The 17,178-nt window shown below is 55.8% G+C and carries 11 protein-coding genes; 2 read left to right on the top strand and 9 right to left on the bottom strand.

The genetic code is table 11. The features are described from left to right. Positions 1 to 2 precede the first annotated feature (2 nt). Together ACFQUU_RS00350 and ACFQUU_RS00355 are read right to left on the bottom strand one after the other, a co-directional pair. Positions 3 to 1,352, bottom strand: coding sequence for an HlyD family type I secretion periplasmic adaptor subunit (locus ACFQUU_RS00350; protein WP_382240980.1), 1,350 nt, complete (start codon positions 1,350 to 1,352; stop codon positions 3 to 5). A 5-nt stretch (positions 1,353 to 1,357) separates the two neighbouring features. Continuing rightward, on the bottom strand, positions 1,358 to 3,169 hold the full coding sequence (locus ACFQUU_RS00355) for a type I secretion system permease/ATPase (protein WP_382240983.1): 1,812 nt from the start codon (positions 3,167 to 3,169) through the stop codon (positions 1,358 to 1,360). A 965-nt stretch (positions 3,170 to 4,134) separates the two neighbouring features. On the opposite strand from ACFQUU_RS00355, the gene ACFQUU_RS00360 reads away from it, so the two are divergent. After that, positions 4,135 to 4,998 (top strand): DUF4214 domain-containing protein, encoded by an 864-nt coding sequence (locus ACFQUU_RS00360; protein WP_382240986.1) that lies wholly within the window; start codon positions 4,135 to 4,137, stop codon positions 4,996 to 4,998. 201 nt (positions 4,999 to 5,199) lie between these two features. Here the strand turns inward: ACFQUU_RS00360 and ACFQUU_RS00365 are convergent, their stop codons facing one another. The 5 genes from ACFQUU_RS00365 to ACFQUU_RS00385 all read right to left on the bottom strand — a co-directional run bounded on the left by ACFQUU_RS00365 (position 5,200) and on the right by ACFQUU_RS00385 (position 9,380). Continuing rightward, positions 5,200 to 5,967 (bottom strand): ABC transporter substrate-binding protein, encoded by a 768-nt coding sequence (locus ACFQUU_RS00365; protein ID WP_382240989.1) that lies wholly within the window; start codon positions 5,965 to 5,967, stop codon positions 5,200 to 5,202. Positions 5,968 to 6,054: 87 nt separating this feature from the next. Then, positions 6,055 to 6,828, bottom strand: a complete 774-nt coding sequence (locus ACFQUU_RS00370; protein WP_382240992.1) for an ABC transporter permease — start codon at positions 6,826 to 6,828, stop codon at positions 6,055 to 6,057. A 138-nt stretch (positions 6,829 to 6,966) separates the two neighbouring features. Continuing rightward, positions 6,967 to 7,962 (bottom strand): ABC transporter substrate-binding protein, encoded by a 996-nt coding sequence (locus ACFQUU_RS00375; RefSeq protein WP_382240995.1) that lies wholly within the window; start codon positions 7,960 to 7,962, stop codon positions 6,967 to 6,969. After that, positions 7,959 to 8,732: an ABC transporter ATP-binding protein gene (locus tag ACFQUU_RS00380; RefSeq protein WP_382240998.1), complete on the bottom strand. Its 774-nt coding sequence runs from the start codon at positions 8,730 to 8,732 to the stop codon at positions 7,959 to 7,961. Before ACFQUU_RS00380 ends, ACFQUU_RS00375 begins: the two co-directional genes overlap by 4 nt. A 237-nt stretch (positions 8,733 to 8,969) precedes the next feature. After that, on the bottom strand, positions 8,970 to 9,380 hold the full coding sequence (locus ACFQUU_RS00385; protein WP_382241001.1) for a diacylglycerol kinase: 411 nt from the start codon (positions 9,378 to 9,380) through the stop codon (positions 8,970 to 8,972). Between the two features lie 261 nt (positions 9,381 to 9,641). Here ACFQUU_RS00385 and ACFQUU_RS00390 point away from each other — a divergent pair, with 261 nt between their 5' ends. Beyond that, positions 9,642 to 10,433 carry an IclR family transcriptional regulator gene (locus ACFQUU_RS00390; protein ID WP_382241004.1) on the top strand — a complete coding sequence of 264 codons (792 nt, stop codon included), beginning with the start codon at positions 9,642 to 9,644 and terminating at the stop codon, positions 10,431 to 10,433. Between the two features lie 52 nt (positions 10,434 to 10,485). Here ACFQUU_RS00390 and ACFQUU_RS00395 read toward each other — a convergent pair whose 3' ends face one another. Next, positions 10,486 to 11,316 (bottom strand): CheR family methyltransferase, encoded by an 831-nt coding sequence (locus ACFQUU_RS00395; protein WP_382241007.1) that lies wholly within the window; start codon positions 11,314 to 11,316, stop codon positions 10,486 to 10,488. Positions 11,317 to 11,372: 56 nt separating this feature from the next. Next, positions 11,373 to 17,096 (bottom strand): HAMP domain-containing protein, encoded by a 5,724-nt coding sequence (locus ACFQUU_RS00400; protein WP_382241010.1) that lies wholly within the window; start codon positions 17,094 to 17,096, stop codon positions 11,373 to 11,375. Positions 17,097 to 17,178 lie beyond the last annotated feature (82 nt).

Below are 17,178 nucleotides of genomic sequence, written 5' to 3' on the forward strand. Positions count from 1 at the left end.
AATTACTCCTCAGTCAGTGATGTCTTGGCACGATCGAAGATCGGCTTGAGCAGGTAACTCATCATGGTGCGCTCACCGGTCTTGACGAACAATTCCACTGGCATACCCGGGCGGACCTGGTGGTCCTTCAGCAACTGCTTGCCTTCCGGCGTTACCATGGCCTTCATTTTGTAGTAAGGCTGGCCGGTCTTTTCTTCAACCAGGCGGTCGGCCGAAACCTGCGTGACCTTGCCCGGAATATTTGGCGTCTGGTTCTGGTTGAATGCCGGGAAGATCAGCTCTACCGGCAGATCTGAATGCACCTTGTCGATCAGGTGTACCGGCACCTGCCCTTCGATGATCAGCGGATCATCGGTCGGCACGATATCCATCATGCGGAAGCCGCTCGGGACCACGCCGCCTTGGGTAAAGATATTCATGCCGACGATCGTGCCATCCACCGGGGCCTTGACCAGCACATTGTTCAGCTCGAAATCCTGACTCTTCAGGCGGTTTTCCAGCGCTTCTGCTTCCTTCTGCACTTCGGTCAATTGCGTACGCACTTCCTTTTGATAGTCCTGCTGGCGCTGCAGGCGGCGCAGGCTCAGTTCCGCGATTTGACGCTGCGAACGGCCGATGTTGCCGACGTTTTCAGAGATGCCGGCATTAACTTGGGCATAGGTACGCTCGACATCCAGCAAACGATTACGGGCGATATAGCCTTCTTTGGCCAGGTCGCGCATGCCGTCGAGTTGCTCCTTGAGGAAATTCTGCTGTTGCTTCTGGCTTTCGAGCGCGTCCTTCAAACCGGCAACCTGCGCCTTCAGGCCGGCGATACTTTCGTCGACGCCGGAAATCTCGCTTTGCAGCGATGCCTGACGTGACGTGAACAATTGCTGCTGCAGACTGATGTTGTTGGCAACGCGCGGATCGTTCTTGGCGCTTTCCAGTTCAGTCGGAAAAGCGATGGTTTTCTTGCCATCGCGCTCTGCGACAAGGCGTGCCTCAGCCGCACGTGCGGTGAAGTACTGCACACGCGTCATTTCCGCTGCGGCCTTGGCTTGCACATCGTTCATCTTCACCAGGGTCTGGCCGGCTTTGACCACATCGCCTTCCTTGACCAGGATTTCCTCGATAGTACCGCCGGTCTGGTGCTGGATTGCCTTGCGGTTGCCCGAGACTGTGACTGTTCCGCTAACCGGCACGCCCTTGTCAAGCGGCGCAAACATTGCCCACAACAGGAAACCGCCTACGCCGAGCAAGACGATCAGCCAGCCGAGCCGAGCGTGGCCGGTAGGATCAGTATCGACATCGATCTGGGTAACGTCATGAGCGACAACTTCTGTCGCTTCTTTGCTTTTCAACAGTTTCATATTGTTTATTCCTGTTCTGTCGCAACAGCTTCAGCGGTCGGAGCTTGCTGTTGTGCCTGCTGAGCTTGTTGCGCTTTTTGTTGCGCCTGCAGGGCCTGCTGCTGAGCGAGCTGTGCCTGTTGTGCCTGTTGCGCCTGCTGTGTCAATGCGGCCAATACATCGTTGGTCGGACCAAACATCTGCGCGACGCCTTCGCGTACCAGCAGAAGCTTGTTGGTGACGCCAATGATGCTGGTGCGATGCGTGATCAGGACAATGGTCTTGCCGCGACGACGAAGATCGAGAATTGCGGCGACCAGCGCCTGTTCGCCGACATCGTCCAGGTTGGAGTTAGGCTCGTCGAGCACGATCAGCGACGGGTCGCCATACATGGCGCGCGCCAGGCCGATACGTTGCTTCTGACCGCCGGACAAGCCTGCGCCAGCTTCGCCGAGCGGCGTGTCATAACCTTTAGGGAAGTGCAGGATCATGTCATGCACGCCAGCACGCTTGGCCGCTTCAATGACCTTTTCGGAATCGACCTCACCGAAACGGGCAATGTTTTCGCTAACCGTGCCGCCGAACAGCTCGATGTCTTGCGGCAGGTAGCCGATATGGGGACCGAGTTCGTCCTTGTTCCATTGGTAAATGTCAGCGCCGTCGAGACGCACCTTGCCTGCCGCAGCGGGCCAGACACCCACCAGCAGACGGGCCAGCGTCGATTTGCCGCAACCGCTGGGGCCAATCACGCCGAGCGCATCGCCCGGCTGGATACCGAAGCTCAGGCCTTTGATCACGGCGACTTGTGCACCAGGTGGCGCAGCCATGACGCCTTCAACACTCAGCGCACCCTGAGGCTTCGGCAAGGACATGCCAGCCTGACGGGCAGGATTGTCGGTCAGCAGCTTGGCAAGGCGCTCATAGGCGCTGCGTGTACTGCTCCAGGATTTCCATACGCCGATCACTTGCTGCACCGGACCAAGCGCCTTGCCCATCAGGATGGAAGCAGCGATCATCATGCCCGGGGTGATCTTTCCTTCCACGGCGAGCAACGCTCCGTAGCCGAGGACCAGGGATTGCAGGGATGTCTGGAAAAATTTGGTTATTGCCGTCACGATGCCGGCCTTTTCGCTGGCTTCGGCCTGCAGTTGCAGGAAGCGACCATGCAGCTTGAACCAGCGCTGCATCAGGTTGGGCAGCATGCCCATGGACTCAATCACCTCAGCGTTGCGCAGGTTGTTGGTGGCGAGCGTATTGGACGCGATAGCCAGCGTATTGGCTTCGCTCAGCGGCTTCTTCGAAACTCTTTCATTGATAAACGCAAGCGCAACCAGAATCGCGGTACCGACCAGCGCGAACACGCCGAGCGCGGGTTCAAACAGGAAGATGACGATCAGGTAGATCGGGAACCATGGCGCATCGAAGAAGGCGAACAACGCATTTCCGGTCAGGAACTGGCGCAGGTTAGTCAGATCCGCCAGCGCCTGCCCGGCGTTGCCACCGCCGCGTTTTAGGTTTTGTTCGAATGCCGCAGTGTAAACACGTTTGTTTAACTGCATGTCAAGTTTGGCGCCAACGCGAACCAGTACGAAACTACGCACAAACTCAAGCGCACTCATGAAGAGATAGGCACCAAGCATGATCAATGTAAGCATCAACAACGTAATTTCGTTGCGACTAGGCAGCACACGGTCATATACTTGCAACATATAGATGGAAGGCACCAGCATGATCAGGTTAATGATCGCGCTGAAAACGCCTACCGTTCTAAATGCGCCTTTAAAACTGGCCAGTGCCTGGCCAATCTCATTTTGCGGAATCTGAAATTTGGGTTTCATCGGTATGGGAATGGCTTATATATGCAGAAAAGTGGCAGTTCCGTGCAAAAACACGGGCAAATGAGCAATCCGACCACGATTTCTGGAGCAAATCGCTCGAGCGGCAATCGATCGTCGCCTAAAGGCAGCCTTCGAAAACCCCTCAAAAATGTGACGGATATCACATTTTTGGAAGCTTACCACAGCACAATCTTGACTACCAGACTTTTTCAGCACGGAAAAGAAGTGGTTTACGCGCCACACGTGGTGACTTGTAAAGGCGTCTGGCGGCGTGTCGGATAAGCATGGAAAACCAACCAATCCTTACAGGCCTTCGCTCTCTTCCTCACGCGTCGCACCGGCGAGCCGTAACCAGCAGTCACCATTCATCATGGAAACGTCAGTTGCGAACGATTAGTGTGCGGTCCGGCACATATGTTCCTCGTCGCAAAAAAAATTGAGTGGACGAAATAACCAGATGTGTACAGCATCCTAATTTGATTGCTCAAACCAGAAGCAGACAAGCAGTTTCAAAGACGGAGCAGGTAGACGGGGTTCATACAGCAGTGGAAGTATGAGTCTCACAAACAAGCGAAAGATATTTGTCTAATCGAGACGGCTTTTGCGCTACTAATTAATACACCTACAGAGAGCAGGCACTAAAACTGGAGTAGGTAAAAAACATTTGTGATGCGTCGATGTACGGAGCTCCGCATGCGCCATGCGTGTCGAGGTTTCTTGATACTGCAGAACGTTTGCACGACATATGCATTGCCATTTAGTTCATCCCTTTGAGCAATGTCCAATAATAATTTCAACCACGCACAATCCTCTACGTAAGTTTGCAATCCGTCAAAAATTCCTGAGTGCCACTCAATACACTTCCCTTACCGCAACCAGACACGCTTGCATTAAGCAGCATTGCCTGACGCGCTCGGACGCAACCGAGTCAACAAACGTGTTTTTAATTCAATAGGGGAATACAAATGGCACTCACCGCAAATCAAACCGCGATCACAAAACTTTACGTCGGCGCATTCCTTCGCGCTCCTGAACGTGAAGGCCTGATGTTCTGGGATTCGCAAATGTCCGGCGGCACGCCGTTCTCGGAAATCGTTAATACGGTGTTCAGCCTGCCAGTGGTAAAAGCGATTTACCCGGACTCGATGAGCAATGAACAGTTCCTGACCACCGTCTACACCAACGTGTTTGGCAAAACACCGGACGCACAGGGCCTGGCATTCTGGAACGCACAGATTGCCGCTGGCGAGCAGCGCGGTCAGGTTGTCACCCGGATGATTGACGCCGGTCTCGGTTCGCCGGACGGCACTGAAGGTAAAGCTTTCATCGTGAATCGTGTTGAGGCGGCAAAATATGTCGCCGAACTGCAGCTGATCCGCGGCACCACCGTCGATCAGCACAAGCTGATCGAAATCATCACCAGCATCGACGGCTCCCCCGAGAGCTATGCGGCTGGTTATGCAGCGCTTGACCGTGCGGTGGCGACACCGATCGATGCAGCTCCCGGCCTCAACGTCGCAACGGCAACTGCCGGTACGGATCTGTTCAGGTTTGGCGCAGTCGAAGCAAACAACTTCGACGTCATCAATGGGCTTACTCCGGGGGATCTCGTCAATGTTGCAACCCCGGCAGATACCAACGGCGACTACCAGCTCGTGTCCGCAGGCAGTGCGGCAGCCGTAGACGTACGCGGCGAATGGTTTTTTGATGCAGCAAGCGATAACCTGACTTACTTCAACGTGCTGACGAATTCGACTTCTTCGGTGCGGCTTACCGGCGTCAATACTGTCACCGTCGATTCAAATGCCGTTTTCACAGTTGTTAGTTAAATCTTATCGCCGCTGCAGCGCATAGTTCCAGCTACGCTGAAGTACGCGGCGACTCAAAGCTTGTCCACCGAGTGGACAAGCTTTTTTGCTTTGGTGTTTGGAAAACTTCGGCTGATGAGTGAGGCGCCGGGTAGCCGCACATGGCAGTTCACGCGATGTTCAAGCCTGCGTCCAGAGCAATTTCAAATTGACCCAGTGCAGTCAATGACAATCAGGCACGTCCTGATCAAGATATACCTCGAAGGCAATCTGACGTGCGCGTTTTTTGCTCAGCTGGTTCATGGCGTCACTGGACGACCATGCATTCACAACCCGCTTCAAGTTCGCCTGTCCTTGATTATCTGTAGCGGGAATAAGGAATACCAGTGAACTCGGCGAGCCCGGTGATAAACGTGCCGAAAACTTTTTCCATTCCGGCAGCCGGCTGATTTCTTCCAGCAACGCACTGTCATGTACCGCCGCATCACAAGCACCGGTACGCAAAGCCAGCAACGCGTCCGCCGGAGCTCTGACGACCTGCTCGATGGCGCCGTACTTTGCTGACAGCTTGCCGACGTATAAGCCGCCTTCCGACACGCAGACCTTACGGCCTTTCAGCTGCTCCCATGTCTTGATATCGGTATCGGAACGCATGATCGCCATTGGCCTTGAGGTATACCCGGTGTCGATCGCCATCATGGAGGAAGGAATGGACGCACGGTCGGAAATGACGGCCAGGACTACATCGACCTTCCGCGACGCCAGCATTCCGTTGGCTGATGGCAGATCCGACCGGATGAAGGAGACAGGCAATTTCAGTTGCTGTGCGGCGTCCTGCATCAGTTCGACATCGGGCGCTTCGGCGGTTCGGAATTTCATCCCGCCTTTGTATTCCGGAACCACGTAGTGGACACCGGCCACCAGGCCATGACGTGTCTTTGCTCTGTCAAGCAAACCTTCGGCCGATGTCGATACGGCCAAACCCGTCATTACCATGCCAGCGGCGGCAATGACCAGAATTTGAAAACGACTGTGACTGAAGGTGCGCATGACAAACAATATTATTAAACGGAACGATTAAACATACTGGTAACGCAGTACCCGATGCCTGAGGTTTTCCAACAGCAGTTGATCGATCAGCGGCGCCAGGATGGCAATGGCCAGAATATTCGTCATGACGCCAACCATGTCCGCGGTTTCTCCGGCATAGGAGAGGGAACGCCCGAGACCCTTGCCAAAGCCGACCAGCATTTCCGCTGAAATCAGCGCGCGCCATGCATTACCAAACGCCAGTTGGGCACCGGTAATCAGTTCCGGCATGACAGCAGGAAGGTACACGCGCTTGAGCATATCCCAGCGCGATGCACCCATGACGCGTGCCGCCGATACATGAACGTGCTGCACGCTTTCTGTCGCGTTCATGACCGACAAGGCTGCAGGGAAAAACGCGGCAATAGCCACCACCACAATGATCGGCATGCTGCCGAACCCCATGACGATCAGCAGCAACGGCACCCAGGCGATCGATGGAATGGATTGCAGGATGATAATCGCGGATTTCAGCACTTCGCGGAAGAAAAACTGCACCGCACCGAACAGGCCGAAACCCACGCCAAGTACGAGGGCCACGCCATAGCCTGCACCAAGCCGGCCGAGACTGCCTTGCAGCGCTTGCAGGAAGTTCGCCGACTGCAGTTCCTGCACCAGGCGGGCGATCACGGTGGGCACACCTGGCATCAGAAAGTCAGGCAGGGCCCATGCAGCGGCCTGCCAACCCAAAAGAATCAAGACGACCGCGAGAGCGAAAGCGAGTTTCTTCTGGTGTCCGGAAATGCGATTGCGAGTACTCATAATCTATCAAGTCAGATGGCCGGCGTATGCCGGCCATCGATAATGTTATTGGCGGTTGTCGAAGTCCGCATAGCTGGTCCGGTGGCATGCATACCGCACGCCGGACACAACAGTTTGCCTACCTTAAGCTTGGTGACCTTACAGCTTGCGGTCCTTTTGCCAGCTCAGATCGAGGATGGAGTTTACATTAAATGGCTTGCCATCCCGTGTTTTCAGCGAACCCTGCTCCTGGAGGATGTTGGCGATTTCCTGCATGCGTGCCTGCTCCTTTTGATTGAGAACCGGGCTGAACGTCTGGCTCTTGATCGCGTCGGTAATCACTGTTTCGCGCGGAACGTCCCCCTTCTTCAGCGTCTTCAGGGTCGGTTCAGAGATGAAATAGCCGGCAATCAGCTTGGATGCATCAGCGGGTTTCTTTTGCAGCAGATCGATGGCTTCCTTCTGCGCATCGAGCGACTTCCAGACGTCATCCTTGCGTTTCTTCAGCGTTTCGCCCGAGGTGATGACGACCATGCAGGGGAAAGGCCACACTTCGCCAATTTCATACACTTGTTTCACCGGTGCGATCAGCTGCGCAATGCTCGCCTGGGGCTCAAACAGGAAAGCCGCATCGACACGCTTGCCGACTAGCGATTGCACGGCGACCTGCGGACTCACGCCCATCACGTTGACATCATCCGGCTTCAGGCCGGCATCCTTCAGGACCACACCTTTCAGCACGGTGTCCGCAGTACTGCCTTCCGCCTGCGATGCAAGTGTCTTGCCCTTGAGGTCGGACACCTTGTTGATACCCGTGTCGTCGCGCGCGATGATGGCATGGTAACCATGCTGGGCACCACCCACGACTTTGAGATCCGCGCCCTTGGAAGCCCAGGCCACGGCGTTGGTGAATCCAAGAACACCGGAATCGAGCTGACCGCCGACGATGGCCTTGATGAGGTCGGTACCGGACTTGAATTCGACCAGCTCGACATCGAGGCCCTGCTTTTTGTAGTAGCCGGCTTCGTACGCGACGATGGCCTGTGCATCATCCATGACGCGCAAGTAACCAACCTTGAATTTATCGGCTGCAAACGTCTGTCCTGCGAATGTCAACGCCAGCAGGGCAGGAATCGCGAGTTTCATGAATTTCATACTTCTGCTCCTTCGAGTAATTTTGCCACTTCGTCCTGTTCCGCATGAATGCCGAGCAGTCCCAGAATTTGTCTACGCATCCCCGCGAACTCAGACAAGTCATGCGTCTTCTCATGCTGTGTCAGGTTGAATTCCCTCAGCACCGTTGCGGGACGGTGACTGAACACCAGAATCCGGTCTGCCAGAAACAATGCTTCATCCACATCGTGTGTCACCAGCAAGACGGTCGGTCGCACTTCGCGAATCAGGTCGCGCAGCGCATCCTGCAGCGTCATTCGGGTCAGCGCATCCAGCGCGCCGAATGGTTCGTCCAGCAGCAGCACCTTCGGATTGGAGACGAATGCGCGCGCCAGTGCGGCCCGCTGGCGCATCCCACCCGAAACCTGGTGCGGAAAATAATTCTCGAAGCCTTTCAGGTTGACCTTTTCAAGCCACTCGTACGCTTTGTCCTGCGCCTGCTTCTTGCTCACCTTCTGGAACTCGAGTGCCAGCGCAACGTTTTGCGCCAACGTCAGCCAAGGGTACAAGGCATTTTCCTGGAACATCAATGTGCGTTCCGGATGTGGCCCCTCGATGGGTCGATCATTAGCCAGCACCGTACCAGCGGTCGGCTTCTCAAGGCCGGCGGCAATATGCAACAGGGTCGACTTGCCGCAACCGGAAGGTCCTACCAAGGCAACAAGCTGACCTTCTTCAAATTCTCGGGTGAAATCCTCAATGACGTGCAGGTCACTGTAGTGTTTCTGGATATTGTTAAAGTTTAACTTCATGGAAACAGTTTCTCCTGAACGCAAATACATTTGATTTACGTACTACGATGCGGTTTCTTATTACTTTTTTCTATATAAGACTTTAATGACAATGGCTTTCCGCTACAACGACTTTAAGTTGCTTTGCTTATATGGATGAGGAATAAAGGAGGCGATCGTTCTTGGATAGGGGGCTTCTACTGTTGACTATTAATCATCATGTATGAGCTCGCCTTGCCGGACAAAAGCTTTCACAGTTCAAAGATCTGGCCTGCCTAGAATGACTGGGAAAAGAATAATTCCCCAGGTAATGGCTGCTAAGGTCAATGCAAGAAATACAGCGGCACTACCAAAGTCCTTCGCGTTTTTGGATAAAGGGTGGCGTTCAAAGGAGACACGATCAACCACTGCTTCGATTGCGGAGTTAATCAATTCCACAATCAGTACCAAGAACAGGACCGCGACCAGCGCAACTCTCTGCAGCACCGGCACGGGCACCAGAAATGCGATGATGCAAGCAGGTATGACCAACATCAGTTCCTGCCTGAAGGCGTGCTCACTTTTCCAAGCGGTTCTCAAACCGGCAATTGAATAACCAGTTGCGCGAAGAATTCTTTTCAAGCCGTTCTTGCTTTTAAATTCGCTAATCTGTAAATGGCTATCGTTCATGCGGTGACTATTTGATATTAAATCATTGCCAAAAACATACTTCGTCAATTGGCAGCATGATATTCGAGGTTCCTGAAGCGTACACCTATTTGCCAATATGGTTGGCCGATGCAGATCCTTCCGGCCCCACACGAAATCGCAAAGATGTGTCTTTTACGAGAAAACACGGCAAGGCAAAAACACCTCGAACTGCATGAATACGACTTTTTCATTTTTTCACAATGTGGTATAACCTTGTTATTGCAACGCACCAACCACATTATGAAAACTGAACAAGCTAACGAAAATAGTCAGATTTCGATTCAGGTGATTGAGCGCATGGTTTCACTGCTGGATGCACTCGCGCAATATCCGGACCCTGTCAGCCTGAAAGAGCTGTCGACCGTCACTGGCCTGCATCCGTCCACCGCCCACCGCATTTTGAACGATCTTGTCGTCAAGCGTTTCGTGGATCGTGCGGAAGCAGGTTCCTATCGGCTCGGTATGCGCCTCCTCGAGCTGGGCAACATCGTGAAAAGCAGACTGGATGTACGCGAAGCCGCGCTCGAGTTCATGCGAGCGTTGCACCGCAAAACACACCAGACCATCAACCTGTCGGTCCGGCAGGGCGACGAGATCGTGTATATCGACCGCTCTTTTTCGGAGCGTTCGGGCATGCAGGTGGTGCGTGCGATTGGTGGGCGTGCGCCATTGCATCTGACATCAACCGGCAAGCTGTTCCTGTCCGCCGACGACCCCAAGCAGGTACGTGCCTATGCAACCCGCACCGGCCTTGCCGGCCATAACAAAAATTCAATTACCGATCTGGTGAAACTGGAACGCGAGCTGAGCCTGGTCAGGGCACGCGGCTATGCAAGGGACAACGAGGAGCTGGAACTCGGCGTGCGCTGCATGGCAGCCGGCATCTATGATGATTCAGGAAAGCTGATCGCAGGCCTGTCGATTTCTGCACCGGCCGACCGCCTGCAGGAAGAATGGGTAGAAGACCTGATCAACACCGCAAACGAAATCTCCTCGGTGCTGGGTCACGTACCACAGGGCGCGGCTGCCTGAAGAAGCGTAGCCCGGGTACCCCTGTCGGTGCCGCACCACGCGCGGCCAACCCTCAGGCAACCCGACGATACAAGCCGCTCTCAGCGGAAAGCGGCTTGTATCGGGATACGAAAGGCGCCGCCATCAATCCGTCGCTTCGGTCCACGCTCAGGATGCCGAATAACGGCATGCTTTCATAAAACAGTTGCAGTGTCCGCCGCTGCAAATAAGCGCCGAAGTCCGGCATCGCTCGACGACAGACAATCAGCTGGAACTCATTGAACGATGCATCGGTTGCGAGGCTGTATTGCGCCCAGGTGATATTGCTGCGCAATTGCTCGCTGAATACCGCCCTTCCGTGCCGTTCATCGCAATAATCGCTCAGGCTGCGTTTTCCGCCGCTCTCTTCATAGTTCTTTGCATAAGCAGACAGTCGATCAAGCGAGAAACTGCCATCGCTCGCCTCTTCCAGCAGGCAAGGATTTTCCGCTGTCGCAAAGATTTGCGTCCTGTCATGCAAACCTTCTTCCGCAAGCAGAATAGCGAGGCCGCAGACGTCTTCCGCGGCCACGCATTCAGCGACCCAGATACGTGGTGACGGACAGGAACGCAGCCAGGGAACCATGGCATCACGTAGCGACCGATAATAAGCAGCATCGTCGAACAACGCGGCCGGACGGGTGCTGAGGCCGCGAAGCAACGCTGCAGCAGTGGCGGGCTGGTGCAAGACTTGTTCTTGCAACGCGGAGATGGTGGTTGCACCGACTTCTTTCATCATTGCGTGCAAACGCCGCTTCACCGGCTCGCGCTGGTATCCACGAAAATCATGGCCGAAAAGCCGGAAGACGCCCTCCAGCAGGAGGTCGACTTCCAGGTCTTCAACGTTGTGCGGCTGATCGTCCACTATGGGTCCTGTAGGTCCTATGGTTCTCTGTTCTTTTCCCCCATCCGCGCTGACGACTATTGATGCAGCCACACGCGCATGAGAGACAGTAACTGAGCAACGTCCACCGGCTTGGTGATGTAATCCGACGCGCCGGCCGCCAGGCACTTGTCACGGTCGCCCTTCATCGCTTTTGCCGTCAAGGTAATGATGGGCAGCGATTTGAACTTCGGAATTGCACGGATCGCCCGCATGGTGTCGTAGCCATCCATTTCCGGCATCATAATGTCCATCAGGACGATCTCGATCGTCGGATCCTTTTCCAGTACTTCAATACCGTCGCGACCGTTTTCCGCAAACAGCACTTTCATCTGTTGACGCTCAAGGACAGAACTCAGCGCAAAGATGTTACGCAGGTCGTCGTCGACGATCAGTACCTTGCGTCCAACCAATCCTCCATCGGACTCCTGGATATCGGCAAGCATGCGGCGCTGCATTTCCGGCAGACTGGTCGGCGAGCGGTGCAGGAACAACGCCGTTTCGTCGAGCAGGCGTTCAGGTGAACGCGCATCCTTGATCACGATGGTTTTCGCGATACGCTTCAGGTTCGTGACTTCCTTGCGGCTCAGTTCCTTGGCCGTGTAAATCACCACTGGCAAATTGCGCAGGCTGGCATCGTCACCAATTTTTTCCAGCAATTCGAAGCCGTTGATATCCGGCAGCGTGAGATCAAGCACCATGCAATCGAACTGGTTCGCATGCAAGGCTTCGAGTGCCTCCTTGCCGCTTCCGACAGCAACGATATGCACGTCGCCGGTGCCGATCAGGTTGACGATCGCGTCACGCTGCATGACGTCGTCTTCGACCACCAGCAGGCTGCGCTTGCCGCGAATTAGGAACTGCTGGATCCGGGTAAACTCTTCCTGCAGCCGCTCCCGATTCACCGGCTTGTGCAGGTAAGAAATTGCTCCCTGCCGAAGGACCCGCTCGCGCTCCTTCAGGTTGGTCATCACATGCACCGGAATATGACGGGTCCCGGGATCGCGCTTGAGGCGATCCAGCACGGTGAAACCATCGATGTCCGGCAAGTCAATGTCGAGCAGGATCGCAGCGGGCAGATAATCCCGGGCCAGTGTCAGCGCCGAATCGCCATGATGCGTCACAATGCCCTTGAAGTTCTTTTCGCGTGCGTAATCGAGCAGGATACCGGCAAAGCGCGCATCGTCCTCCACGATCAGCACCGACGGATCGCCGGGCGCGACGAGCGCACGGTCATCCGATGTGTTTTCAAACCCGGTCATCGGCGCCTGTACGCTGATCTGCGAGGGATGCAATTCTTCGACATCGGTCACCTCGGCAGACGTGTACATTGATGCCGAGTTGATTGCGATGGCAGGTGCTGATGCCTTCACCGTTTCCTGGTTGATGAAACCGGCGCGGTTGTAGGGCAGGAAAAGCGTAAACGTACTTCCCACGCCGACCACACTCTCAACGCGGATTTCACCGCCAAGCAGTCGCGCCAGCTCACGGCTGATCGACAGACCAAGGCCGGTACCGCCGTATTTACGCGCGGTACTGCCGTCAGCTTGCTGGAACGCTTCAAAGATCAGTTGCAGTTTGTCGGATGCAATACCGACACCGGTATCCGTGACGGAGAATGCAAGCACGGCGTCGGCGTGGTTCAGGTTTGGATGATCCGGCGTCCAGCCTGTCAACGCGCGGCCAATGTGCAGCGACACCTCGCCATGGCTGGTGAATTTGAATGCGTTGGACAACAGGTTTTTCAGGATCTGCTGGAGACGCGTGGTGTCGGTCATCATTGCGACCGGCAATTCGTCAGCCAAATCGACCGAGAAATTCAACTGTTTCGCTTCGGCCATGTGACGGAAAGTCCGCTCGACATAGCCGGACAGCGTACGGAAACGATACTCGCTGAGTTCGAGCGTCACGGTACCCGACTCGATCTTCGACAGGTCCAGAATGTCGTTGATCAGTGTCAGCAGGTCGCTGCCGGAGCCATAAATGGTTTTTGCGAATTCGACCTGGCGCTCGCTCAGGTTGCCGTCGGGGTTGTCCGAAAGCTGCTGCGCGAGAATCAGCAAACTGTTGAGCGGGGTACGGAGTTCATGCGACATGTTGGCAAGGAACTCGGACTTGTACTTGGACGACAGGGCCAGCTGCGTGGCTTTTTCTTCCAGCGCCAGTTTCGCCTGTTCCACCTCGCGGTTCTTGCGCTCCACCTCGATGTTCTGTTCAGACAGCAAGCGTGCTTTTTCCGCCAGCTCAAGGTTGGTCTGTTGCAGCTCTTGCGCCAGCGACTGGGACTGGGTCAGCAAGCTCTCGGTACGGCTATTTGCTTCAATGGTGTTCAACACGACGCCAATCGATTCCATCAACTGGTCAAGGAACCAGAGGTGGGTTTCGGTAAAGCGGTCGAGCGACGCAATTTCAATCACGGCCTTGACCTGTTGCTCAAACAGGATCGGCAAGACCACGATGTTGGTCGGTGGCGCAGCGCCGAGGCCAGACGACACCTGGATGTAGTCACGTGGCACATTGGTCAGCCAGATACGCTGCTTCTCGAGCGCGCATTGTCCAACCAGGCCTTCGCCTGGCAGGAAGGACGTCGGCAGCTTGCGGCTGGAACGATAACCGTAGCTGGCGATCATGCGCAGGCGGGCATCCTGTTCCTGCGAGTCCATCATGTAGAACACGCCGTGGTGTGCCGATACCAGCGGTGCCAGTTCCGACAGAATCAGGGTGGTCACCGCGGTCAGATCGCGCTGGCCCTGCAGCAAACGGGTGAAGCGTGCAAGGTTGGTTTTCAGCCAGTCCTGCTGCGCGTTCTTCTGCGTCGTTTCTTTCAGGTTGCGGATCATCTCATTGATGTTGTCCTTGAGGTCCGCTACCTCGCCTCGGGCTTCCACCTGGATCGAGCGTGACAAGTCGCCTCGCGTCACCGCAGTCGCCACTTCCGCAATCGCACGCACCTGCGTGGTCAGGTTTGCCGCGAGCTGGTTAACGTTTTCCGTCAAGTCTTTCCAAGTACCGGATGCGCCCGGCACCGATGCCTGTCCACCCAGCTTGCCTTCGACACCCACTTCACGCGCCACGGTGGTCGCCTGGTCCGCGAACACCGCGAGGGTATCGGTCATTTCGTTGATCGTATTGGCGAGCGCCGCGATTTCGCCTCGTGCCGCCACGGTCAGTTTCTTCTTCAGGTCACCGTTCGCCACCGCCGTCACCACGCCCGCGATACCGCGCACCTGCGCGGTGAGGTTCGCCGCCATGAAGTTCACGTTGTCGGTCAAATCCTTCCAGGTACCGGCCGCGCCCTCGACCTGCGCCTGACCGCCGAGCTTACCTTCGGTACCCACTTCACGGGCCACGCGGGTTACTTCCGACGCGAATGAAGACAACTGGTCCACCATCACGTTGATGGTGTTTTTCAGCTCAAGAATCTCGCCCTTCACGTCCACCGTAATCTTCTTCGACAGGTCGCCTCGCGCCACCGCCGTCGTCACTTCCGCGATGTTACGCACCTGACCTGTCAGATTGGACGCCATGAAGTTCACGTTATCGGTCAAGTCCTTCCACGTACCAGACGCACCAGGAACGTTCGCTTGTCCACCGAGGCGGCCTTCGGTGCCCACTTCACGCGCCACGCGGGTTACTTCCGATGCGAAGGAACGCAGCTGGTCCACCATGGTGTTGATCGTGTCTTTCAGCTGCAGGATCTCGCCGCGCACGTCCACCGTGATCTTCTTCGACAAGTCACCGTTCGCCACCGCTGTGGTCACGTCCGCGATGTTACGCACCTGTGATGTCAGGTTACCGGCCATCGAGTTCACCGAGTCGGTCAAGTCCTTCCAGGTACCCGCAACGCCAGGCACGTTCGCCTGACCGCCGAGCTTGCCTTCGGTACCCACTTCACGGGCCACGCGGGTTACTTCCGACGCGAATGAAGACAACTGGTCCACCATCACGTTGATGGTGTTTTTCAGCTCAAGAATCTCGCCCTTCACGTCCACCGTAATCTTCTTCGACAGGTCGCCTCGCGCCACCGCCGTCGTCACTTCCGCGATGTTACGTACCTGACCTGTGAGGTTGGACGCCATGAAGTTCACGTTATCCGTCAAGTCCTTCCACGTACCGCCGACGCCTTTCACCTGCGCCTGACCACCGAGCTTGCCTTCGGTACCCACTTCTCGCGCCACGCGAGTGACCTCCGATGCGAACGAGTTCAACTGGTCCACCATCACGTTAATGGTGTTCTTCAGCTCGAAAATCTCACCGCGCACGTCCACCGTGATCTTCTTCGACAAGTCGCCGTTCGCCACCGCTGTGGTCACGTCCGCAATGTTACGCACCTGTGATGTCAGGTTACCGGCCATCGAGTTCACCGAGTCGGTCAAGTCCTTCCAGGTACCCGCAACGCCAGGCACGTTCGCCTGTCCACCGAGCTTACCTTCGGTACCCACTTCACGGGCCACACGCGTTACTTCCGATGCGAACGAGTTCAACTGGTCCACCATCACGTTTATGGTGTTCTTGAGTTCAAGAATCTCGCCCTTCACGTCCACCGTAATCTTCTTGGACAAGTCGCCGTTCGCCACCGCTGTGGTCACGTCTGCAATATTACGCACCTGCGCAGTCAGGTTACCGGCCATCGAGTTCACCGAGTCGGTCAAGTCCTTCCAGGTACCCGCAACGCCCGGTACCTTTGCCTGGCCGCCGAGCTTGCCTTCGGTACCCACTTCACGGGCCACGCGGGTTACTTCCGACGCGAATGAAGACAACTGGTCCACCATCACGTTGATGGTGTCTTTGAGCTCAAGAATCTCGCCCTTCACGTCCACCGTAATCTTCTTCGACAGGTCACCGTTCGCCACTGCCGTCGTCACTTCCGCGATGTTACGCACCTGACCTGTCAGGTTGAACGCCATGAAGTTCACGTTATCCGTCAAGTCCTTCCAGGTACCGCCGACGCCCGGCACATACGCCTGTCCACCGAGCTTGCCTTCGGTACCCACTTCACGCGCCACGCGGGTTACTTCCGATGCGAAGGAACGCAGCTGGTCCACCATGGTGTTGATCGTGTCTTTCAGCTGCAGGATCTCGCCGCGCACGTCCACCGTGATCTTCTTGGACAAGTCACCGTTCGCCACCGCTGTGGTGACGTCCGCAATGTTACGCACCTGTGATGTCAGGTTACCGGCCATCGAGTTCACCGAGTCGGTCAAGTCCTTCCAGGTACCCGCAACGCCAGGCACGTTCGCCTGTCCACCGAGCTTACCTTCGGTACCCACTTCACGGGCCACACGCGTTACTTCCGACGCAAAGGAGGACAACTGGTCCACCATCGTGTTTGCAGTTGATGCCGCACGCAAGAATTGCCCCTTGAGTGGCCTGCCGTCCACATCGAGCGCCATGGTTTGAGAAAGATCGCCTTTTGCGACCGCGCCAATGACGCGCGCCATTTCAGTAGTTGGGTGTACCAGGTCATCGATTAGGGTATTCACCGATTTGACGATGGTTGCCCATCCGCCGGCGACACTTGGCACCGATGCGCGCTGCGTGAGACGCCCCTCCCGACCGACAACGCGGCTCACTTCCGTGATTTCACGGGTAAGCTGCTCATTGGTTTCCATGATGTCATTGAGAATATCGGCGATCTTGCCAGCCAGGCCGGTCAGATCGGACGGCATCCGGATCGAGAAATCGCCTTTTTTCAGTGCAGTCAGAACACCAAGCAGCAGCTTGGCGTCCAGCTCGTCGGTCAACTTCGTCCTGGTATCCATTTACAATCTCCGATGCTTCATGCAAGGTTCAAATTGAGTGACGCAGCGCCCATGCCGGGCCGCCGGTTATTAGTTCGTTCAA

Source organism: Herbaspirillum sp. GCM10030257 (assembly GCF_042666555.1).
Classification (GTDB): Bacteria; Pseudomonadota; Gammaproteobacteria; order Burkholderiales; family Burkholderiaceae_D; genus Noviherbaspirillum.